The organism is Devosia sp. T2-14, assembly GCF_055397495.1.
Genome location: NZ_AP027921.1, coordinates 1,162,023 through 1,182,232, shown reverse-complemented (window position 1 = coordinate 1,182,232; position 20,210 = coordinate 1,162,023). Strand labels below are relative to the sequence as shown.

The 20,210-nt window shown below is 63.6% G+C and carries 26 protein-coding genes; 10 read left to right on the top strand and 16 right to left on the bottom strand.

The features are described from left to right. Positions 1 to 80: 80 nt before the first annotated feature. Positions 81 to 887, bottom strand: coding sequence for a 4-hydroxy-tetrahydrodipicolinate reductase (dapB, locus tag ACZ5WT_RS05850; protein ID WP_464286442.1), 807 nt, complete (start codon positions 885 to 887; stop codon positions 81 to 83). Between the two features lie 117 nt (positions 888 to 1,004). On the opposite strand from dapB, the gene ACZ5WT_RS05845 reads away from it, so the two are divergent. Beyond that, complete coding sequence (locus ACZ5WT_RS05845; RefSeq protein WP_464286441.1) at positions 1,005 to 1,355, top strand: VOC family protein; 351 nt, start codon at positions 1,005 to 1,007, stop codon at positions 1,353 to 1,355. Positions 1,356 to 1,502: 147 nt separating this feature from the next. On the opposite strand, the gene coaA is transcribed toward ACZ5WT_RS05845, so the two are convergent. From coaA to hisB, 7 genes are all read right to left on the bottom strand, one after another. Continuing rightward, entirely contained in the window at positions 1,503 to 2,453 is a 951-nt protein-coding gene (gene coaA / locus ACZ5WT_RS05840) for a type I pantothenate kinase (protein ID WP_464286440.1), read from the bottom strand. Further along, a complete protein-coding gene (locus tag ACZ5WT_RS05835; RefSeq protein ID WP_464286439.1) occupies positions 2,453 to 2,770 on the bottom strand; it encodes a phosphoribosyl-ATP diphosphatase in 318 nt (105 codons plus the stop codon). Before ACZ5WT_RS05835 ends, coaA begins: the two co-directional genes overlap by 1 nt. 146 nt (positions 2,771 to 2,916) lie before the next feature. Next, entirely contained in the window at positions 2,917 to 3,696 is a 780-nt protein-coding gene (gene hisF / locus ACZ5WT_RS05830; protein ID WP_464286438.1) for an imidazole glycerol phosphate synthase subunit HisF, read from the bottom strand. Further along, entirely contained in the window at positions 3,693 to 4,424 is a 732-nt protein-coding gene (gene hisA / locus ACZ5WT_RS05825; protein WP_464286437.1) for a 1-(5-phosphoribosyl)-5-[(5-phosphoribosylamino)methylideneamino]imidazole-4-carboxamide isomerase, read from the bottom strand. Before hisA ends, hisF begins: the two co-directional genes overlap by 4 nt. Beyond that, positions 4,421 to 5,071 (bottom strand): imidazole glycerol phosphate synthase subunit HisH, encoded by a 651-nt coding sequence (gene hisH / locus ACZ5WT_RS05820; protein ID WP_464286436.1) that lies wholly within the window; start codon positions 5,069 to 5,071, stop codon positions 4,421 to 4,423. Before hisH ends, hisA begins: the two co-directional genes overlap by 4 nt. Continuing rightward, positions 5,068 to 5,415 carry a DUF2628 domain-containing protein gene (locus tag ACZ5WT_RS05815; protein ID WP_464286435.1) on the bottom strand — a complete coding sequence of 116 codons (348 nt, stop codon included), beginning with the start codon at positions 5,413 to 5,415 and terminating at the stop codon, positions 5,068 to 5,070. Before ACZ5WT_RS05815 ends, hisH begins: the two co-directional genes overlap by 4 nt. Before the next feature lie 138 nt (positions 5,416 to 5,553). Further along, a complete protein-coding gene (hisB, locus tag ACZ5WT_RS05810; RefSeq protein WP_464286434.1) occupies positions 5,554 to 6,141 on the bottom strand; it encodes an imidazoleglycerol-phosphate dehydratase HisB in 588 nt (195 codons plus the stop codon). A gap of 279 nt (positions 6,142 to 6,420) precedes the next feature. Here hisB and hslV point away from each other — a divergent pair, with 279 nt between their 5' ends. From hslV to hslU, 3 genes are read left to right on the top strand one after another with little or no spacing between them, the layout of a single operon-like run. Beyond that, positions 6,421 to 6,981 carry an ATP-dependent protease subunit HslV gene (hslV, locus tag ACZ5WT_RS05805; RefSeq protein ID WP_464286433.1) on the top strand — a complete coding sequence of 187 codons (561 nt, stop codon included), beginning with the start codon at positions 6,421 to 6,423 and terminating at the stop codon, positions 6,979 to 6,981. Continuing rightward, the gene (locus tag ACZ5WT_RS05800; protein ID WP_464286432.1) at positions 6,978 to 7,502 is read left to right on the top strand and encodes an N-acetyltransferase family protein; all 525 of its coding nucleotides are present in this window, start codon (positions 6,978 to 6,980) and stop codon (positions 7,500 to 7,502) included. Before hslV ends, ACZ5WT_RS05800 begins: the two co-directional genes overlap by 4 nt. After that, positions 7,495 to 8,805, top strand: a complete 1,311-nt coding sequence (hslU, locus tag ACZ5WT_RS05795) for an ATP-dependent protease ATPase subunit HslU (RefSeq protein ID WP_464286431.1) — start codon at positions 7,495 to 7,497, stop codon at positions 8,803 to 8,805. Before ACZ5WT_RS05800 ends, hslU begins: the two co-directional genes overlap by 8 nt. Positions 8,806 to 9,021: 216 nt before the next feature. Here hslU and ACZ5WT_RS05790 read toward each other — a convergent pair whose 3' ends face one another. The 4 genes from ACZ5WT_RS05790 to ACZ5WT_RS05775 are packed head-to-tail and all read right to left on the bottom strand — an operon-like array spanning position 9,022 to position 11,290. After that, a complete protein-coding gene (locus tag ACZ5WT_RS05790; protein WP_464286430.1) occupies positions 9,022 to 9,510 on the bottom strand; it encodes a hypothetical protein in 489 nt (162 codons plus the stop codon). A 60-nt stretch (positions 9,511 to 9,570) separates the two neighbouring features. Continuing rightward, the gene (locus ACZ5WT_RS05785; RefSeq protein ID WP_464286429.1) at positions 9,571 to 9,942 is read right to left on the bottom strand and encodes a helix-turn-helix domain-containing protein; all 372 of its coding nucleotides are present in this window, start codon (positions 9,940 to 9,942) and stop codon (positions 9,571 to 9,573) included. Positions 9,943 to 9,952: 10 nt separating this feature from the next. Then, the gene (locus ACZ5WT_RS05780) at positions 9,953 to 10,546 is read right to left on the bottom strand and encodes a Smr/MutS family protein (protein ID WP_464286428.1); all 594 of its coding nucleotides are present in this window, start codon (positions 10,544 to 10,546) and stop codon (positions 9,953 to 9,955) included. Between the two features lie 30 nt (positions 10,547 to 10,576). Further along, positions 10,577 to 11,290, bottom strand: coding sequence for a Tim44/TimA family putative adaptor protein (locus ACZ5WT_RS05775; protein ID WP_464286427.1), 714 nt, complete (start codon positions 11,288 to 11,290; stop codon positions 10,577 to 10,579). Positions 11,291 to 11,409: 119 nt separating this feature from the next. Here ACZ5WT_RS05775 and ACZ5WT_RS05770 point away from each other — a divergent pair, with 119 nt between their 5' ends. After that, complete coding sequence (locus ACZ5WT_RS05770) at positions 11,410 to 11,913, top strand: FxsA family protein (protein ID WP_464286426.1); 504 nt, start codon at positions 11,410 to 11,412, stop codon at positions 11,911 to 11,913. A 78-nt stretch (positions 11,914 to 11,991) separates the two neighbouring features. Then, positions 11,992 to 12,501, top strand: a complete 510-nt coding sequence (gene secB, locus ACZ5WT_RS05765) for a protein-export chaperone SecB (protein ID WP_464286425.1) — start codon at positions 11,992 to 11,994, stop codon at positions 12,499 to 12,501. A 60-nt stretch (positions 12,502 to 12,561) separates the two neighbouring features. Here secB and dnaQ read toward each other — a convergent pair whose 3' ends face one another. The 4 genes from dnaQ to ACZ5WT_RS05745 are packed head-to-tail and all read right to left on the bottom strand — an operon-like array spanning position 12,562 to position 15,290. Then, positions 12,562 to 13,275 (bottom strand): DNA polymerase III subunit epsilon, encoded by a 714-nt coding sequence (gene dnaQ / locus ACZ5WT_RS05760; RefSeq protein WP_464286424.1) that lies wholly within the window; start codon positions 13,273 to 13,275, stop codon positions 12,562 to 12,564. Next, a complete protein-coding gene (coaE, locus tag ACZ5WT_RS05755; RefSeq protein WP_464286423.1) occupies positions 13,265 to 13,867 on the bottom strand; it encodes a dephospho-CoA kinase in 603 nt (200 codons plus the stop codon). Before coaE ends, dnaQ begins: the two co-directional genes overlap by 11 nt. Positions 13,868 to 13,869: 2 nt before the next feature. Next, entirely contained in the window at positions 13,870 to 14,703 is an 834-nt protein-coding gene (locus tag ACZ5WT_RS05750; protein WP_464287154.1) for a shikimate dehydrogenase, read from the bottom strand. Then, positions 14,697 to 15,290 carry a Maf family protein gene (locus ACZ5WT_RS05745; protein ID WP_464286422.1) on the bottom strand — a complete coding sequence of 198 codons (594 nt, stop codon included), beginning with the start codon at positions 15,288 to 15,290 and terminating at the stop codon, positions 14,697 to 14,699. The genes ACZ5WT_RS05750 and ACZ5WT_RS05745 overlap by 7 nt, the downstream gene beginning before the upstream one ends. A 442-nt stretch (positions 15,291 to 15,732) precedes the next feature. Here ACZ5WT_RS05745 and hemE point away from each other — a divergent pair, with 442 nt between their 5' ends. From hemE to mnmE, 4 genes are all read left to right on the top strand, one after another. Next, the gene (gene hemE, locus ACZ5WT_RS05740) at positions 15,733 to 16,758 is read left to right on the top strand and encodes a uroporphyrinogen decarboxylase (protein WP_464286421.1); all 1,026 of its coding nucleotides are present in this window, start codon (positions 15,733 to 15,735) and stop codon (positions 16,756 to 16,758) included. A 20-nt stretch (positions 16,759 to 16,778) separates the two neighbouring features. Beyond that, positions 16,779 to 17,204: a protoporphyrinogen oxidase HemJ gene (gene hemJ, locus ACZ5WT_RS05735; protein ID WP_464286420.1), complete on the top strand. Its 426-nt coding sequence runs from the start codon at positions 16,779 to 16,781 to the stop codon at positions 17,202 to 17,204. A gap of 369 nt (positions 17,205 to 17,573) precedes the next feature. After that, positions 17,574 to 18,839, top strand: a complete 1,266-nt coding sequence (gene rho / locus ACZ5WT_RS05730; protein WP_464286419.1) for a transcription termination factor Rho — start codon at positions 17,574 to 17,576, stop codon at positions 18,837 to 18,839. Positions 18,840 to 18,911: 72 nt separating this feature from the next. Then, positions 18,912 to 20,198, top strand: a complete 1,287-nt coding sequence (mnmE, locus tag ACZ5WT_RS05725) for a tRNA uridine-5-carboxymethylaminomethyl(34) synthesis GTPase MnmE (protein ID WP_464286418.1) — start codon at positions 18,912 to 18,914, stop codon at positions 20,196 to 20,198. The last annotated feature ends 12 nt before the right edge of the window (positions 20,199 to 20,210 follow it).

Genomic DNA, 20,210 nt, shown 5'->3' with positions numbered 1-20,210 from the left:
ACAAAGCCATGGGCCGCCCCTTGCAGAGCGTGGGCACGGGCCGCAACCCCAATCCAGCAATTGGGTGCGGCCACCAAGGTCTAGAGCCCCAGCACGTCGTTCATGGAATAAAGGCCGGGCTGCTGCCGCGCGGCCCACAGGGCGGCCCGGGCGGCGCCATTGGCAAAGATGCCGCGATCTTCGGCGCGGTGATTGAGCTCGATCCGCTCGAACTGACCGGCAAAGATCACCGAGTGATCGCCCACCACGGTGCCACCGCGCAGGGTGGCAAAGCCGATCGTGCCGGCTTCGCGCGGGCCGGTATGGCCATCGCGCACGCGAACCGAATGGTCGCGCAGGGAAATCTCGCGGCCAGCGGCGGCGGCCTCACCCAGCAGCAGGGCCGTGCCGGAGGGGGCATCGACCTTCTTGTTGTGGTGCATTTCGAGAATTTCGATATCGAATTCGGCGAGGGTCGCGGCCGCCTTGCGCACGAGGTCAGCCAGTACCACGACGCCCATCGAAAAATTGCCCGACTTGACGATGCGCGCGCCATTGCGCGCGGCTTCGGCAATGGCGGCATCATCGGCCTCGGAACAGCCGGTGGTGCCGATGATATGAATGAGGCCATGGGTGGCGGCGAGACGCGCATGGGCAACCGTGGCGCTGGGGGCGGTGAAATCGATGATGACATCGGCCCCGGCCAGCGCAGCGGCGAAATCGTCGCCGATCGCCACGCCCAGATCCTCGATGCCGGCAAAGCTGCCCGCGTCACGCCCGATGGCGGGAGCGCCGGGCCGGTCGATCGCGGCATGCAGGACCAGATCCTTGTTGGCAGCGACAGCCCGGATATTGGCGGCGCCCATACGCCCGCTTGCACCCGCTACCAAGACCTTGAGTTCTGCCATGTTCGACTCCCCAGCAATTGGGCCTGCCTATAGCAGCGCCACGGGAAAACGCCAACAGTTGCGCCCCGCGGGCGGCTTCATGCTAGGCTCGTTCCCAACCACACAGGGAGTGCTGCATTGACCATCACCAACGCGCTGGCCGGTATCGCGGTGGAGGACATCAACGACGCAATCGAATTCTATGAACGGCTGTTCGGGCGGCCCGCCGATGCCCGCCCGATGGGCGACGTGGCCGAGTGGAAACTGCCCGGCGGCGGCTGGGTGCAGGTGGTGAGCGACGCCGACCGCGCCGGCGCTTCCATGCTGACGCTGGTGGTGGACGATATTGCCGAGGACCTGGGGCGGCTGGCGCTGCATGGGGTGATGCCGGTGGCCAAATCAGTGGGCGACTTCTTCAAGACCGCCAAATTCCGCGACCCCGATGGCAACCAGATCGTGCTGAGCCAGCCGCAGCACGGGACGTATTAGGGTTTTTTGGGACTGGGTGCAGCGGCTCTCGGCCCCCACCTAGCCTCCCCCTGAAGGGGGAGGGACGGATAGAGTTTGGGGCGGGATCATTTCCCTCCACCGGATGGTCCCTTCCCCTTTCAGGGGGAGGTTAGGTGGGGGTAACGCCTAAACCCGGCGCAGTTGCACTTCTTCAATCAGGTGGCTCTTGCCCTTCTTGAGGATGAGGTCGGCGCGGCTGCGGGTGGGCAGCACGTTGTCGATGAGGTTGGGCAGGTTGATGGAGCGCCAGACCTGGCGGCCGAACACCCCGGCCTCCTCCTTGCTCATCTCGGCAAAGCGGCGGAAGAACGAGGTCGGGTCCTTGAAGGCGGTTTCGCGCAGGCGGAAGAAGCGCTCCATGAACCAGGCTTCCAGGTCATCGGTATCGGCGTCGATATAGATCGAGAAATCGAGGAAGTCGGAGGCGAACAGGATCGGCTTGCCATCCTTGGGCAGTTCGCCCGGCTGCAGGATGTTGAGCCCCTCGACGATAAGGATCTCCGGCTGGTCGATGGTGATGTCGCTGCCGGGCACCACGTCATAGACCAGGTGCGAATAGACCGGGACCTGTACATTGCCCTTGCCCGACTTGATATCGGCGAGGAACTGCACGAAGCGGGCGCGGTCATAGCTTTCGGGAAAGCCCTTGCGCTCCATCAGGCCTTTTTCGGCGAGGACCGCATTGGGATAGAGGAAGCCGTCGGTGGTGACGAGGTCGACTTTGGGGCTGGAGGGCCAGCGCTGCAGCAGGGCCTGCAGGATACGGGCGGTCGTGGATTTGCCGACCGCCACCGAACCAGCCACGCCGATGATGAAGGGCACTTTCTGGTCGGGCGTATCGAGGAAGCGGGTCGAGACGTTGTGCAGGCCCTGGATGGCCTCGACATAGTAGGACAGCAGGCGCGTCAGCGGCAGGTAGATCTTCTCGGCTTCTTCGAGCGAGATCGGATCGGAGAGGGTGCGCAGCCGCTCGATATCCTCGGCGGTGAGGGTCATCGGCTGACCATCGCGCAGCGTGCTCCACTGCGCCTTGGTGAAATGGTGGTAGGGGCGCTGAACTGGAGAACGCTTGGCCATCAGGGGGTGTCCCCGCGCGCGGCCTTTTCGGCGAGACCGGACTGGGCGGTGCGCGCGTCAAGCTCGGCCATCACCTCGCCCAACGGCACCCCGGCGGCGCGCAGCACCACCAGCAGGTGGTAGAGCACGTCGGCGGATTCCTTGACCAGCTCGGCGCGGTTGCCCGTCACCGCCGATATCACCGCCTCGGTCGCCTCTTCACCCAGCTTCTGGGCGCATTTTTCCATGCCCCGGGCGATGAGCTTGGCGGTGTAGCTCTCGTCGGGCGAGGCGGCCGCCCGCAGGGCGATGCGGGCTTCGAGGTCTTCGAGATTCATCCTGGTGCTCCCGATCTCTGGGTTGTCATCCCGGCCTTGAGCCGGGATCCATCTTGGGATCTCAGGATGGGCCCCGGCGCAAGGCCGGGGTGACACTGTGGCTGGGAAGGGCTTAGAGCAAAAAACCGGCGCGTCGTCACTACGACCTAAGCAATGCCGTCCATGCGGACGTCGACGCCGTGGTCGCGCAGATATTGCTTGGCCTGGGGGATGGTGAAGGTGCCGAAGTGGAAGATCGAGGCGGCCAGCACGGCGCTGGCATGGCCTTCCTTCACGCCCTCGACCAGGTGCTGCAGCGTGCCGACACCGCCCGAGGCAATGACGGGGACTTCCACCGCATCGGCAATGGTGCGGGTCAGCGCCAGGTCGAAACCGGACTTGGTGCCGTCGCGGTCCATCGAGGTGACCAGCAGTTCACCGGCGCCGCGCTCGACCATGCGCATGGCAAATTCCACCGCGTCGAGCCCGGATGCCTTGCGGCCGCCATGGGTGTAGATTTCCCAGCCCTGACCGCCATCGGCGCGCTGCTTGGCATCGACCGACACGACGATGCACTGATTGCCGAACTTGTCGGCGGCGCGGCCGATGAAATCGGGATCGTTCACGGCAGCGGAATTGATCGCCACCTTGTCAGCCCCGGCCAAGAGGAGCTTGCGGATATCTTCGATGGAGCGGACACCACCGCCCACCGTGACCGGCATGAAGCAGTGCTCGGCGGTGCGGGCGACAACGTCGAAGATCGTGTCGCGGCCTTCGTGGCTCGCAGTGATGTCGAGGAAGGTCAATTCGTCGGCACCAGCCGCGTCATAGGCGATGGCGGCTTCCACCGGGTCACCGGCATCGACCAGGTCGACGAACTGCACGCCCTTGACCACGCGGCCACCGGCAACATCGAGGCAGGGGATGAGACGGGTCTTGAGGGTCATGACTTTGCCTTCAGCAGAGCGAGTGCTTCACGTGAATCAATGCGCCCGTCATAGAGCGCGCGGCCGGAAATGGCGCCTTCGAGCACCTGATATTCCGGCTGGGTCATGCGCTCGATATCGGCCATGGAGGCAAGACCGCCCGAGGCGATCACCGGAATGGACGTGGCGCGGGCCAGTTCGAGCGTGGAGTCCCAGTTGATCCCCGCCAGAATGCCGTCGCGGTCGATATCGGTATAGATGATGGCGGCAACGCCAGCGCCCTCAAAACGCTTGGCCAGTTCGATGACGCTGAGCTCGGAGGTTTCCGCCCAGCCTTCCACCGCCACCATGCCGCCACGCGCATCGATGCCGACGGCAACCTGGCCGGGCCACTTCTGCGCCGCCTCTTTCACCAGAGCCGGATCGCGTACGGCGACAGTGCCGAGGATGACGCGGGCCAGGCCCTTGTCGAGCCAGCTTTCGATATGGCCGAGATTGCGGATGCCGCCGCCCAGCTGGACGGGGAAGTTGACGGTCTTGAGGATGGCCTCCACCGCCGCGCCATTGACGCTCTCACCGGCAAAGGCGCCGTTGAGATCGACCACGTGCAGATACTCAAAGCCCTGGTCTTCGAACGATTTGGCCTGCGCAGAGGGATCGTCGTTGAACACGGTGGCCTGGTCCATATCGCCCAGCTTGAGGCGAACGCACTGGCCGTCCTTGAGATCGATGGCGGGGAAAAGGATCACGGGGTCCACCTCAAAAAATTCTCGATAAGTTGCAGACCCAGCGCCTGGCTTTTTTCCGGGTGGAACTGGGTGCCGAAGATATTGTCGCGCCCGACGCAGGCCGTGACGGTGCCGCCATATTCGGTGGTGGCAAAGCAGGTGTCGGCGGTCGCGGTGGCCAGATGGTAGGAGTGCACGAAATAGGCGTGCAGCCCATCGGGACCATCCTTGATGCCGGCCAGCAGCGGATGGGGCTGGGTGATGGAAATGGTGTTCCAGCCCATATGCGGAATCTTGAGGGCAGGGTCGGACGGGGTGATGCGTTCCACGGCGCCGGGAATCCAGCCCAGGCCCGGTGTCACAGTCTTTTCGCGGCCTTCGCTGGCCAGCAGCTGCATGCCGACGCAGACGCCGAGGAACGGCGTGCCGCCCTTGATGACGCGCTCCTCGAGCACCTCCACCATGCCGGGCACCGCATCGAGCCCGGCCTTGCAGTCGGCAAAGGCGCCGACGCCCGGCAGCATGATGCGGTCGGCCTTGCGCACACGTTCGGGATCGGCGGTGACGACCACCTCGATGCCACCCAGGCCCGCCGCCATGCGCTCAAAGGCCTTCGAGGCCGAGTGCAGGTTGCCTGCGCCATAATCGATGATGGTGACCAGACTCATTGCAGTGCCTCCAATTGGGCGAGATCCGTGCTGGGTGCGACGCGGTAGCCCCGCGGCTGCCAGCCCCGCCAGACCAGCGCATGACGCCGCAGGCCCGGGGCGGCAAAACCCAGCCAGGTCACCGCGAGCAGATAGAGCAGAAAGGCGGCATCGTCGCCGATGAGCCCGGCCAGGATCACCAGCGCCACAACCTTGAGACCATAGGCCACCAGCTCCAGCCAGAGCCCATGGGCGACCAGAAAGACCGGCGGCAGTAGGGCGGCCAGCCACGAGAACTTTTCGGGGATCGCCGCAGGCAAGGCGGGCTTGCCGGGCTTGGGATCAAAAATGGCGTAGAGGGTCACAATGGTCTCCAGTACCTCGATGTCATCCCGGCCTTGAGCCGGGATCCATCTTGAGATCTCAGGATGGGCCCCAACTCAAGGCCGGGGTGACACCGCAGATGTGGGACGATCTAGTGCAAAAGGCGCGAAAGCGAAAGCCTAGAGCGTTCCCTTGGTGCTGGGCACACGGTCGGCGGCGCGGGGGTCGATTTCCACGGCGTCGCGCAGGGCGCGGGCCACGGCCTTGAACATCGACTCGGCCAGATGGTGGTTGTTGTCGCTGTAGAAGTTCTCGATATGCAGCGTGATGCCGGCATTCATGGCGAAAGCCTGGAAGAACTCGCGGAACAGCTCGGTGTCGAGATCGCCCACCTTGTCGCGGTTGAACTCGGCGCGGAACACAAGGAACGGACGGCCGGACACGTCGAGCGCGGCGCGGGTCAGCGTGCCATCCATCGGCAGGTCGGACGAGGCGTAGCGGCGAATACCGCGCTTATCGCCCAATGCCTGTGAAATGGCCTGGCCCAGCGCGATGCCGACATCTTCCACCGTGTGGTGAGCATCGATGTGCAGGTCGCCCTTGCAGGTCACCGACATGTCGATGAGCGAGTGGCGCGACAGCTGATCGAGCATGTGGTCGAAGAAGCCGACGCCGCTGGCCATGTGATGCACGCCAGTGCCATCGAGGTTCACCGAGACTGAGATCTCGGTCTCGTTGGTCTTGCGGGCAATGCTGGCGGTACGCATGTCGTTGGGTCTCCGGCGAAGATGAGGCTCACCTAGCATTAATGCACACAGGCTTAAAGAGAGCGTTGCATGGCGGCTCTTTCGGGTAGGCGCGGCCGAGGTCCTAGCCGAACGGATTAGGGGCCCCGATCCCAGCTGGGCATGGCATGGGCCGGCGGATCAGGCAGGATCGCGCCTGATGTACGTGCCCGGACCGGCCGCCCGCCGTGCCGGCCTGTACATTGCAATCGCGCCACCACCGCCTAAATATTGCAGCATGAGTTCTGGAGTACCTCCCCTATGAGTGACAGCAATTTCCCCGGGTGGCATGGGACGACGATCGTCTCGGTGCGCAAGGGCAACAAGGTCGTGGTGGCCGGCGATGGCCAGGTCTCCATGGGCCAGACCGTGATGAAACACGGCGCCAAGAAAGTGCGGCGCCTGGCGGGTGGCAAGGTGATCGGCGGCTTTGCCGGATCGACCGCCGATGCCTTCACGCTGTTCGAGCGCCTCGAAGCGCGGCTGGAGCAGTATCCCGACCAGCTGATGCGCGCCGCGGTGGAACTGGCCAAGGACTGGCGCACCGACCGCTACCTGCGCAAGCTGGAAGCCATGATGATCGTGGCCGACAAGAAGGAAACCCTGGTGCTGACCGGCACGGGCGACGTTCTGACCCCCGATCATGGCGTGACGGCCATCGGCTCGGGCGGCAATTACGCGCTGTCCGCGGCGCTGGCTTTGGCCGATGCCACCGACCTCGATGCCGAGGACATCGCCCGCCGCGCCATGAAGATCGCCGAGGAAATCTGCGTCTATACCAATGGCAATGTGACCCTCGAAACCATCGAGCTCGATAAGTGAGCCATGCGATCCGGCGCCTGACGGGGGACGATGTCGATGCCTACCGGGCCATCAGGCTGGAGGCGCTGACCGTATCGCCGGAATCCTATGGCACCTCGGCCGAGAACTTTGCCGCCCGCAGCACCGAATCGCTGCAGCGCCAGCTCGACACCATGGCGCTGTTCGCGGTGGCGGGCCCCGCCGGGGAGCCGGCTGGTATCGTCGCCTATGGCCGCGACGAGGGCGAGCGGGAAACCCATCGCGGCTGGCTGATGCAGGTCTATGTCAAACCGGCCCTGCGCGGCACCGGGGCATCGCTGGCGCTGCTCGAAGCGGCGGTGGAACATGCCCGGTCCGAGGTGATCCAGCTGCATCTGATGGTGGGAGCCCATAATGCCCCCGCCATCCGGCTCTACCAGAAGGCGGGCTTTGCCATCTATGGCACCGATCCCCGCTGCCTCTACGTGAACGGTCGATATATCGACGAACACATGATGGTGCGCTTCCTCGATGAGGCACCAGGAAAGACAGAAGATGAGTGAGAGTAACTTTTCCCCGCGCGAGATCGTGTCCGAGCTCGACCGCAACATCGTGGGCCAGAATGACGCCAAGCGCGCGGTGGCCGTGGCCCTGCGCAATCGCTGGCGCCGCCAGCAGCTGCCGCCCGAAATGCGCCGCGAAATCACGCCCAAGAATATCCTGATGATCGGACCGACCGGTGTCGGCAAGACCGAGATCAGCCGCCGCCTGGCGCGGCTGGCGCAGGCGCCCTTCGTCAAGGTGGAAGCCACCAAGTTCACCGAAGTGGGCTATGTCGGCCGCGACGTGGAGCAGATCATCCGCGACCTGGTGGAAGCCGGGATTGCCGTGCTGCGCGACAAGCGCCGCGCCGACGTTCAGGCGCAGGCCCACCAGAATGCCGAAAACCGTGTGCTCGACGCGCTGGTTGGCCATTCGGCGGCGCCCTCGACGCGTGACGCCTTCCGCAAGAAGCTGCGCAACAACGAGCTCGACGACAGCGAAATCGAGATCGAGATGACCCCGGCCACCAATACCGGCGGCTTTGAAATCCCCGGCATGCCCAATGGCGGCATCGGCATGATCAACATTTCCGACATGCTGAAATCGGCCATGGGCGGACGCGGCGTGAAGCGCAAGATCAAGGTCCGGGAGGCTTATGAGCCGCTGATCGCCGAAGAGGCCGACAAGCTGCTCGACCAGGAACAGCTCAAGAGCGAAGCGGTGGAACTGGTGGAAAACCACGGCATCGTCTTCATCGACGAGATCGACAAAGTGGCCGCGCGCGAAGGTGGGGTGACCGGCGGTCCCTCGCGCGAAGGCGTGCAGCGGGACCTCTTGCCGCTGATCGAAGGCACGACGGTGTCGACCAAATATGGTCCGGTGCAGACCGACCATATTCTGTTCATCGCCTCGGGCGCGTTCCACGTCTCCAAGCCGAGCGACCTCTTGCCCGAATTGCAGGGCCGCCTGCCGATCCGGGTGGAACTCAAGGCGCTGACCCGTGAGGACTTCATCCGCATCCTCGGCGACACCGATGCGAGCCTGATCAAGCAGTATGTGGCGCTGATGAGCACCGAAGGGGTGACGCTGGAATTCACCCAGGACGCCATCGAGGCGATTGCCGACGCGGCGGTGCGGGTCAATAACTCGGTCGAGAATATCGGCGCGCGGCGCCTGCAGACGGTGATGGAGCGGCTGGTGGAAGACATCAGCTTCGACGCCCCCGACAAGCAGGGTCACGTCATCAAGATCGACGCCGCCTTCGTCGCCGACAAGGTGGGTGTGCTGGCCGCGGACCAGGACCTGAGCAAGTTCGTGCTCTGATGGCGTTTGACCGCTGAACTGTTCCTCCCCCTAACAGGGGGAGGTCAGGTGGGGGTGTTGGGAGCCACGAAATCGGGGGAATCTGCGCGCGAGATACCGCCGCGCACTCCTATGCTGCCCCCGGACTTGATCCGGGGGCCTCTATCAACATCACCGAGCCGAGAGTGGCCCGCGGATCAAGTCCGCGGGCAGCGCCGGTGGTTGGGTGAACCAGCTCTAAATCAGCGCGGCGATCCTGGCTTCGCCCAAGGCGTGCAGGCAGGCGTTGCGGGTCTGGGACAGCTGGGGATCGGTGACTGCCGCGACCTTGACCAGGGCCGCGTCGATGAACTGGGCCGCCACAGCCGGCGGACCCTCGACATGGCTGGTGCCGCAGATGTCGGCGACGGTGAAACTGTCACCGGACAGCAAGGTCAGCACCCCGACCGGATTGGCGCTCAGCGCGCGGGACAGCGCGGTGGCAAGGCTTTGCTCGATCGCGGCGTCGGCGCCCGGTTGCAGCAGGGGCACCACATCGATCCAGCCGCGATCGCCCGCACTGACATGGGCGAGAAAAGTCTCCCAGCTGATAGGATCGAGCCCATGCACCACCGTGGCGGCGTCGCCCTCGGCCAGCAAAGCGCGCAGGTCTCCGGGGCTCAGGTCGGCGGAGAAGGCGGGTAAACTCATCGCGGCGAGGATGGCCGCGACACCTAAAGTGCGCATTTCAACCTCCTTTTGCGGATAGTTGAGAATACGCCTGTCAGGGCCGGCGCACCAGCGCCCTCAGGGGCGTTTGCGGCCCGAACGGCGCACCACTTCATCGCGCAGGAAGCGCAGGTCTTCCGGTTCGAGCTTGCCGATATCGAGCGCCAGGCGATTGGTGAGTTCGGTGGCCTCAGGCGCCATGCCGCCGGTATCGATCGTCACCTTGGGGTCGCTCATTTCGGCGAGGCGCTGCAGTTCCTCGGCCTCGTCCCAGATGACGTTGAAGAAGGTGATGATGCGGTGCAGCAGGAAGCCGGTGGGCTTGCCGCGCTTGCCGTGCTCCAGCGCCGACAGGTAAGCACTGGACACATTGAGCGCGGTGGCCATTTCCTTGAGCGAGATGCCGCGTTCCTCGCGCAGCTGGCGGATTTTTGCACCAAGCGGGGTCATGATCGGTCCCTCATGCGCGGCGCAGGCGCACATACCACGCCCCCTCGCCACCATGGCCGCGCGCGGCAATGCTCCAACCCGACACCATCGGCGCCAGGGACGGCTCGTTGAGCCAGATCGGCAGCATGGTGCGCAGCACGCCGCGCTCGGTCATCGCCGCCATATAGTCGTTGTCAGTCTTGAGGCCCTTGCCAGTGATGACAAGCACGGTGCGATCGCCGCGCAGGAACCGGGCATGGATGAAACGATGCAGCGCGCCACGCGCTTCGGTCTGGGTCATGCCATGCAGGTCGATGGTGCCGTCGATATCGATACGGCCGCGCCCGACCTTTTTGCGGATGGCCGGATCGACCGCCTTGTCGGGCACGCTGGCCGAGGGCGGGGGCGCCTGGTAAGGCGGCAGGAAGGATTTTTTGGGAGGCTGGCGCCGCGGCGGCGGCCTGAGTTCGGGGGCGGGAACAACGGGTTGTTCCTCGGCTGGCAGCGGCAGCGGCCCATTGGCCAACTTGAGCAGGCCCTTGCGGCGCAGGGGATCCACCGTGGCGGCAACAGCCGTCCACAGGTGGAAGTCATGGGGCAGGCGCCTCGGTTCACGCTTGGACATGGATAGGACGCCGGCCCGCCGGTTGAAATATCAGTCGAGCTGGCTGGTCGTGATGACCTTCCAGTTCGGGTCGCGGGACTTCGGGTTGCGCGCAAAGGTCCAGGCGTCGGCGATGGTCTGCACCTGGTCGGCATTGCCCTCGACCAGATTGCCGTCCTTGTCGCGGGTGGCCGACACCACTTCGGCGTGGAAGCGCACGGTCAGCATGACATTCTTGCGGTCGTATTCAGCTTCGGCGATTTCGATCTTGGGCAGGCCGACAAAAGTGAAATCGACCGTCTGGCCGGCAGCTTCGCGCTCGGCGATGGCGCGCTGGAAGCCCTCGAACACGTCCTTTTCGAGGAGGTTCTTGAGGGTCTGGCGGTCACCGGCGGCATAGGCCGTGACGATCATCTCATAGGCCTGCTTGGCGCCATCGAGGAAGGATTTCGGGGTAAAGGTCGGGTCGGCCTCGGCCACATCCTTGAGGCCGGCGGCCAGCGTCTCGTTGCCCTTCGAGAACTGCTCGATTTCGGCTTCGATCTTGCGGTTGCGGCGCTCGTCATCGAGTTCGGGCGCGGCGGTGCCCCGCGGGCGCAGCGGCACGACGGTGTCGTCATTGGCCCCTTCGGTGGCAGGTTTGCGACGCTCGACGGGTGGACGTTCATTGCCGGTACGGGTGCCCAACACCGAGCGCAGACGGAACAGTACAAAGACTGCCACGGCAATCACGATGAGGGTCGGCAGATCGAAGAATTCATCCATGGGGCAATGCACCTTACCGTGAGCGCCGTAAGAAAAACGACGCGGTGACGCTCGCTGAGCGTTTCAACATGCCTATATATAGGCAAAGCTTCACCCCAAAACCAGTTCACAAGGGGGCGATGAGCCCCTTTTGCCGCAAGGACGCAAAGAAGGAAACCCTGACCTTGGCACGATTATTCGCCCTAGGCCTGATTGCCCTGCCGATCATCGAGATCGCCCTGTTCATCAAGGTGGGCCAGACAATCGGCCTGCTGCCAACGCTCGCCTTGGTCATCGGCGCCGCCATTCTGGGGGGCCTGCTGCTGCGCCAGCAGGGCATGGCGGTGCTTGGCCAATTGCGCAACAATGTCAATTCCGGACGCCTGCCGGGGCGCACCATCTTCGACACCATGCTGATCGGGCTGGCGGCGCTGCTGCTGGTGCTGCCGGGCTTTCTGAGCGATGCGGTGGCGCTGCTGCTGCTGTTGCCGCCGGTGCGCGGCTGGATCTATGCGGGTCTGGCCAAGCGCGTGACGGTGGTGGAAACCACCACGACCTATCGCTCCGGCCCCAGGGGCGGGGACCCGCGCCTGCGCGGAGAAGGCACGATCGATCTCGACGAAGACGATTACCGGCCGCGCTAGGCCTTAGTCAGCCTTGTCGCTCCAGCGCAAAGATGCTAGCCACGCCAGCAACAATATCGGGCAAAGGACTGCATGATTATGGCTGACGATACTCAGGGCGGCGCGGCGCCCCAGGCGGCAAACCTGCCCTCCATGAACATGGTAGGCCAGTATATTCGCGACCTCTCCTTCGAGAATCCGGGCGCGCCCGGCTCGATCATGACCGGCGGCGGCAATCCGGCGTTCAACGTCTCGATCTCGGTTGCGGTCAAGAAGCAGGCCGACGACATCTATGCGGTCGAGCTGACGCTGAATGCCAAGGCCAATCGCGAAGCCACCATCCTGTTCAACGTGGAACTGGTCTATGGCGGCGTGTTCCGTCTCAAGAACATCCCCGAGGCTCAGCTCAGCCAGTTGCTGATGATTGAATGCCCGCGCCTGATCTTCCCGTTTGCACGGCAGGTTCTGGCCAGCGTCACCCAGCAGGGCGGTTTCCCGCCGCTGATGATGGAGCCGGTCGATTTCGCCGCCATCTACCGCCAGAACCTCGCAGCCCTGGCGGCCAAGCAGAATGCCGCCGAAGGCAATGGTGAAGCCAAGCCGAACTGATCCCAGTCGGCCAGTGCGAATTGAAAGCCCCGCTGCAATGCGGGGCTTTTTTTATGGCTGTTATTCGGCCGCGGCGGTCTGCTGCAGGTAATGGGCCCAGATCGAATCGGCGCCGAGCGAAGCCACCATCTTCTCGTGGGCAGCACGCTCTTCGAGGCTGAGCCGCGAGGGCAGGGCCACCGGCCGCTGCGCCGCGATGGGCCGGCTGGCCATGGCTTCGAGCGGCGACACGGTGATTTCGGCCATCAGCGCCAGGCTCACCTGCTTGCCGCCGAGCAGTTCGAGATAAACCTCGGCCAGGATCTCGCTATCGAGCAGCGCGCCGTGCAGGGTGCGGCGGGAATTGTCGATGCCATAATGCTTGCACAGGGCATCGAGGCTGACGCGGGCGCCCGGATGCTTCTGGCGTGCCAGCATCACGGTGTCGATCACGTTGTTGCTGAGGCGCGACTGTCCGGCGCGCTCCAGCTCGACATTGAGAAAGCCCATGTCGAAGGGCGCGTTGTGGATGACCAGCGTCGCATCGCCGATGAAATCCCGGAACGGGCCTGCCACCGCGTCGAATAGAGGCTTGTCGCTGAGGAATTCCTCGCTCAGGCCATGCACGCGGAAAGCCTCTTCGGGCATCGAGCGCTGCGGATTGATATAGACGTGGTAGGTCTGGCCGGAGGGAATGTGGTTGATCAGCTCGACACAGCCGATTTCGACCAGCCGGTCGCCCTGGGTGGGGGACAAGCCGGTGGTTTCGGTATCGAGGACGATCTCACGGTTCATTCTGCGGCCCTTTGGCTCTGATCTCCGCAACCAGTGCGGCAACCATCGCCACCGTCGTTTCAACCGGCTGGCCGGTATTGAACAGATAGGTGGCACGAGCCTTCTTGTCGGCCTGTGGCATTTGCCGGGCAAGGATGGTCTCGAGCTTATCCACGGTCATGCCCGGCCGGCCGAGCGCACGGCGCCGCTGCTCGGCTTCATCCACCCAGGTCACCGCAACCGCATCGAACCCGTAATCCCAGCCACTTTCAAACAACAGCGGCACTTCCACCGCCGCCAGATCATGGCCGGCCTGCTCGGCTTCATCCATGAAGCGGGCAATGCGCGCCCGCACTAGTGGATGGACCACCGCTTCGAGCCGAGCAAAGCCGGTGGGATCGGTAGCCAGTTGCTGCGACAGACGAGCCCGGTCAATCACACCATCGACGGCAACGCCGGGAAACAGCGCCTCCACCGGCGCGACGGCCTCGCCGGCATAGAGTTCGGCAACGGCCGCATCGGCAGACAGCACCGGCACGCCCTGGGCAGCAAAGGCCTTGAGGAGCGTCGACTTACCCGTGGCGATCGAGCCGGTAATGCCGATGCGCAGCATTGCTAGTGGTCCAGGCTGGCCACGACGCGGGCCCGCAGCTCCGGCGTCACGCTGGGCCGCACCCCGAACCAGGCTTCAAAACCCGGCACGGCCTGATGCAGCAGCATGCCCAGACCATCGACGGTGCGCAGGCCATGGGCCTGGGCCTCGGCCAGCAGCGGAGTGATCAGCGGCGTATAGACGATATCGGTGACCAGCGCCGTCTTGGGCAGCAGGGTCATGTCGAGCCAGTCAAAGCGCGAGCCATGCATGCCGATGGAACTGGTGTTAACCACAAGCCCGGTATGGGCAGCCAGCTCGGGGAAGGCGTCAAAGCCATGCGCCTCGAAGGGCCCGTCGATTTCCTCGACCAGCGCCTGGGCATTGGCCAGCGTGCGGTTCAGCACATGCACCCGCCCGCCATCGCGCCGCCGCAGCGCCATCAGCACGGCCCGCGCCGCGCCACCGGCGCCGATGATCATCGCGTCATGGGGGCCATCGGACCAGCCGGGCGCGCCGGCATCGAGATTGCCGAGAAAGCCGAGATAATCGGTATTGGTGCCATGCACCTTGCCGTCCCGCACGGTCAGCGTATTGACCGCGCCAATGGTGCGGGCCAGAGGATCGACGCTGTCGCACAGCGCGAACACGGTTTCCTTGTGGGGAATGGTGACATTGCCACCGGCAAATTCGCCGCTGCGCAGGCGCTCGAAAAAGGCCGGCAAGTCGGCCGGGGCCACATCGATCGCTTCATAGCTGCCATCAATGCCGTGCTGCTCCAGCCAGGTGCCGTGAATGAGCGGGGAGCGGGAGTGATGGATCGGATGGCCGATAACAAAGGCTTTGGTGGTCACGATAGGGTCTCGGGGGCGTGAAGGCGCAGTGCTTGAAGCAGTGATAGCAGCGGCAGGCCCAGAATGGTGAAATAGTCGCCGGTGACGGTCTCGAACAGCTGGATCGACGGGCCTTCGAGACGGTAGCCACCAACCGAGGACAGAATGGCGTCGCCTTCGCGATCGAGCACGGCGTCGCGTTCCTCGGGGGTAAAGTCGCGCACCGTGAGCTCCGCGGTCTCGACGCCGGACCACAACAGCAGGTCATCGCGCACCAGCGCCACGGCGGCATGGAGGCGATGGGTCTTGCCGCGCAGATGATCGAGCTGGGCCGCCGCCTCGGCGCGGTTGGAAGGCTTGTGCAAAAGCTCGTGCCCGAGCGCCAGGGTCTGGTCTGCGCCAATGACGATTGCGCCCGGTTTGCCCGCCGCAACGGCAGCCGCCTTGGCCTGGGCGAGCGACAAAGCCACGTCCCGCCCATCGCCGCCGGCATCGAGAACCGCCTGTTCCAGTGCGCGCTCATCGACACTGGCCGGAGCGGTGGAAAAAGCCATCCCGGCCTGTTCCAGCAAGGCTTTGCGGGTGGCGCTCTGCGAGGCAAGGATCAACATGGGAGCGATGTTTTCCACACTGTCATCCACAGCTCAAGCCTGTCCTGTGATAATGACTCATGACTTTTGCCTTTCGCCCGACTTGTTCGACCTCGTTATCATTTCATTAACATTTCGGCCCCGGCCCCGGGCCCAGGGGGCCTCTGGATAGCTCTGGGGAAAACCTCGTTAGGCCAGGATGGGCCCGCCAAACGGTTTTGCACAGTGCCAAGCGAATCATTGACTCGGGAGTCGCCTCGTTAATCTGTCGTTAACCAATTGGGCGGCGTGGTCGCTCGAAATGATTCACAGGACTCGTTTACACCCCGTTAACCACTCGGCTGCGCTCTTGTGCCGCCACCATGGCAATTGTGGATGCGCGTGAATTGGCTAAAAACACCGCTATGATAATACAGATACGAAGTAAGAAAGAATCTCTTGGGGTTTGGAAGGGAAGAAAGTCATGACCCACAAACCTCTGCTCGCAACCGTATGCGGTGAACGTCAGGCGCGTCCGCCAATCTGGGTGATGCGCCAGGCTGGCCGCTATCTACCGGAATATCGCGAAGTCCGCACCAAGGCCGGAAGCTTCCTCGACCTCTGCTACAATCCAGAGCTCGCTTGCGAAGTGACGCTGCAGCCATTGCGGCGCTTCGATCTCGACGCAGCGATCCTGTTCTCCGATATTTTGGTCGTGCCCGATGCCTTGGGGCAAAAAGTACGCTTCGAAGTGGGTGAAGGCCCACGTCTTGATCCATTGACCCCGGACACCCTGTCCAGCCTCAAGCCCGAAGGGGCTTTGGAAAAGCTTGAGCCTGTCCTTGAGACGGTACGGCTCGTCCGGGCGGCACTGGCTCCCGAAAAGACGCTGATCGGCTTCTGCGGCTCTCCCTGGACCGTGGCGACCTATATGATCGCCGGTCGTGGCTCGCCCGATCAGGCCGCCGCGCGGCTCTATGCCCTGCGCCAGCCCGACGATTATGCCCGGCTGATGGACTTCCTGGTCGAAACCAGCATCGATTATCTCGTCGCCCAGTTTGAAGCCGGCGCCGACGTAGTGCAGCTGTTTGAAAGCTGGGCGCTCAATCTCGACGATGAGGCCTTCACCACCCAGGTGATCGAGCCAAATCGGCGGATCGTCGAAGGCGTAAGGGCCCGCGTGCCCAATGCCCCGATCATCGGTTTCCCGCGCGGCGCCGCCGGCAATATTGCGCGCTATGTCGAAATGACTGGCGTCAATGCGGTGGGCCTCGACTATTCGACCCCGCTCGATTTCCCAAAAAAGACGCTGCCGGCCACCCTGCCGGTGCAGGGGAATCTCGATCCGCTGCGCCTGGTTACCGGGGGCAAGCAGCTCGACGAGCGGATCGACGCCATCATCGAAGCCTTCAGCGACCGGCCGCACATCTTCAATCTGGGTCATGGCATCGTGCCGGAAACCCCGATCGAGCATATGGCGCGCCTGGTTGATCGCGTCAAAAACGGCTAGCCCGACTTAGGAAACGCCCCATGGAAATGTGGATCAAAGCGCTGCATGTGATTTCGGTCATCTCCTGGATGGCCGGCATGCTCTATCTGCCGCGTCTATTCGTCTATCACTCGGTCACCGAGGTGGGTTCGGACAAGTCCGAGACTTTCAAGGTGATGGAACGCCGGCTCTACCGTGGCATCACCACCCCGGCGATGATCGCCAGCTGGGCGTTCGGTCTGTGGATGATCCATCTGGGCCTGGTCGACTGGAGCGCGGGCTGGCCCTATCTCAAGGCGGCCTCGGTCATCGCGCTTTCGGGCGTGCACGGCATGCTGGGCAGCTATCTCCGCGCCTTCAAGGAAGACCGCAACACCAAGCCGCAGAAGTTCTTCCGCCTCATCAACGAAGTGCCGACGGTGCTCATGGTGGTCATCGTCATCGCAGTTATCGTCAAGCCGTTCTAACCCACGTTGTGGGGTGGACTTTTTTCGGAGCCCGCCCCACGCACAATGTCACCCCGGCCTTGAGCCGGGGCCCATCCTGAGATTTTTCCTTCGGCCGCTTGGTGGATCTGCTCAGACACCTCGAGTTGGATCCCGGCTCAGGGCCGGGATGACACCGAGTTTGTTGCTGGCTTCCCCACCCAAATCGCCGCGTTTCACGTGAATCCGCTGGCCCACCCACGGTTTCTTTCTTGAAAAAGCCGCGGGATCGCGCTACATGGCTGCCGACGCATCCCATATTTTAGCTGACCGGCCCCGGTCGCTGCGCGGTGCCTGCCCCCAGAAAATACCCCCCGCCTTACCAGATTTCCCTCAAGGGTTTATCGCTACATGCAGAATATGAAGCTCAGCGAGCTCAAGGCCAAATCCCCGGCCGAATTGCTGGTGTTCGCCGAAGAACACGAGGTCGAGAACGCCTCGACCATGCGCAAACAGGAATTGATGTTTGCCATCCTCAAGGAGCTCGCAGCCCAGGAAGTCGACATCACCGGCGAAGGCGTCGTTGAAGTCCTCCCCGATGGTTTCGGGTTCCTGCGTTCGCCCGACGCGAACTATCTCCCCGGTCCTGACGATATCTATGTCAGCCCATCCCAGATCCGCCGTTTCGGTTTGCGCACCGGCGACACGGTTGAAGGCCAGATCCGGTCTCCCAAGGATGGCGAGCGCTATTTCGCGCTGCTCAAAGTAAACACGATTAACTTCGAAGATCCCGAGGCCGTCCGCCACAAGGTCAACTTCGACAACCTGACCCCGCTTTACCCCGAAGAGCGTCTCCGCATGGAGCTGCCCGATCCGACCCTCAAGGATCGTTCGGCGCGCCTGCTCGATCTGGTCGCTCCACTCGGCAAGGGGCAGCGTGCGCTGATTGTTGCGCCGCCACGTACTGGTAAGACTGTACTGTTGCAGAATATCGCACAGTCGATCGCCACCAATCACCCCGAATGCTATCTGATCGTGCTGTTGATCGACGAGCGTCCGGAAGAAGTGACCGACATGCAGCGCTCGGTGCGCGGCGAAGTCATCTCCTCGACCTTTGACGAGCCGGCATCGCGCCACGTCCAGGTCGCCGAAATGGTGATCGAAAAGGCCAAGCGCCTGGTCGAACACAAGCGCGACGTGGTCATCCTGCTCGATTCCATCACCCGTCTCGGCCGCGCCTACAACACTGTCGTGCCAAGCTCGGGCAAGGTGCTCACCGGCGGTGTGGATGCCAACGCGCTGCAGCGCCCTAAGCGCTTCTTCGGCGCCGCCCGCAATATCGAAGGCGGCGGCTCGCTGACCATCATTTCGACCGCGCTGATCGATACCGGTTCGCGCATGGACGAAGTGATCTTTGAAGAATTCAAGGGCACCGGTAACTCGGAAATCATTCTCGACCGCAAGGTCGCCGACAAGCGCATCTTCCCCGCGCTCGACATCACCAAGTCGGGTACCCGCAAGGAAGAACTGCTGGTCGAGCCCGATATTCTCAAGAAGATGTACGTGCTGCGCCGTATCCTCAACCCGATGGGGACGATCGACGCGATGGAATTTCTCATGGACAAGGTTCGCCAGACCAAGACGAATTCCGACTTCTTCGACTCGATGAACACCTGACACACGCCGTGTGTTAAGTTTGAAGAGCGGCATGCCGAAGGCGTGTCGCTCTTTGCTTTTGGGACGCTGTGAATGACTGACACGATCGTCGCCTTGTCCTCCGGGACACCGCCGTCCGGGGTGGCGGTCATCCGTCTCTCCGGGCCCGATGTTCCGGCGCTGCTTGGCAAGGTGGCCGGTGCGCTGCCCGAGCCGCGGCGGTTGACCCTGCGCCCCATCGGGCAGGACTCGTTGCTCGACCGAGGCCTCATTGCCTGGTTCCCCGCACCCCACAGCTTTACCGGCGAAGACTGCGCCGAATTGCAGGTGCATGGCTCGCCGGCCGGCGTCCGTGCTATTCTCAAACTCCTCGTCAATGAAGGTGCCCGTCTCGCCGAGGCGGGTGAATTCACGCGCCGGGCTTTTGAAAACGGCAAGCTGGACCTGGTGGAAATCGAGGGGCTCGGCGATCTGCTCGAAGCCGAAACCGAAAACCAGCGCCGCCAGGCGCTGGCACGATTTGAAGGTGGCCTGTCGCAACGCATCGATGGCTGGCGTGACCAGCTGCTTGACCTACGCGCCGAAATCGAAGCGCGACTCGACTTTTCCGATGAAGGCGACGTCGCCGAATCCCTGCCGGAGAGCTTTGGCGCCGCGATTGCTGCGCTGCGGGCGGAACTGGCTGATGCGGTTGCCTCCATCGAACATGGCCGCATTGTCCGCGAAGGCATCCGCGTTGCTCTCGCCGGGCCGCCCAATGCGGGCAAATCCAGCCTACTCAATGCGCTGGCCAAGTCCGACATCGCCATCGTCACCGACGAAGCCGGCACCACTCGCGACGTGCGCGAAGTGCCGCTCGATATCGGTGGCCAGCTTTATATCCTGCTCGACCTGGCCGGATTACGGGAGACTGACAGCAAGGCCGAGGCCGAAGGCATTCGCCGCGCCCGGCAGGCGATAGACCAGGCCGATATCGTGCTCTGGCTGATGGCCCCCGATCTCACCGAGACCGAGGCCATGCCCAACCATCCCAGGCTGCTGCGCGTTGCCACCAAGCTGGATCTGGGCAGTGCCAACGCCGCCGACCTTGCCGTCTCCGCACAAACCGGGGCAGGGCTGTCGACGTTGCTCACGGGAATCGAGCGTCTCGGCAGCACGCTGGCACAGGGCGAACCCTCATTGCTGAGCCGCGAGCGCGACCGCGCCGCATTGGCCGGCGCCATGGAGGCGCTGGACCAATCGGCCCGCCAGCTGGATATGCCCGAGCTCGCCGCCGAAAGCCTGCGCATTGCCTCGCAAGCCCTGGAACGGCTGGTCGGCCGGATCGATGCCGAACGGGTGTTGGATCGATTGTTTGCCAGCTTCTGCATCGGCAAATGATTCACGTGAAAC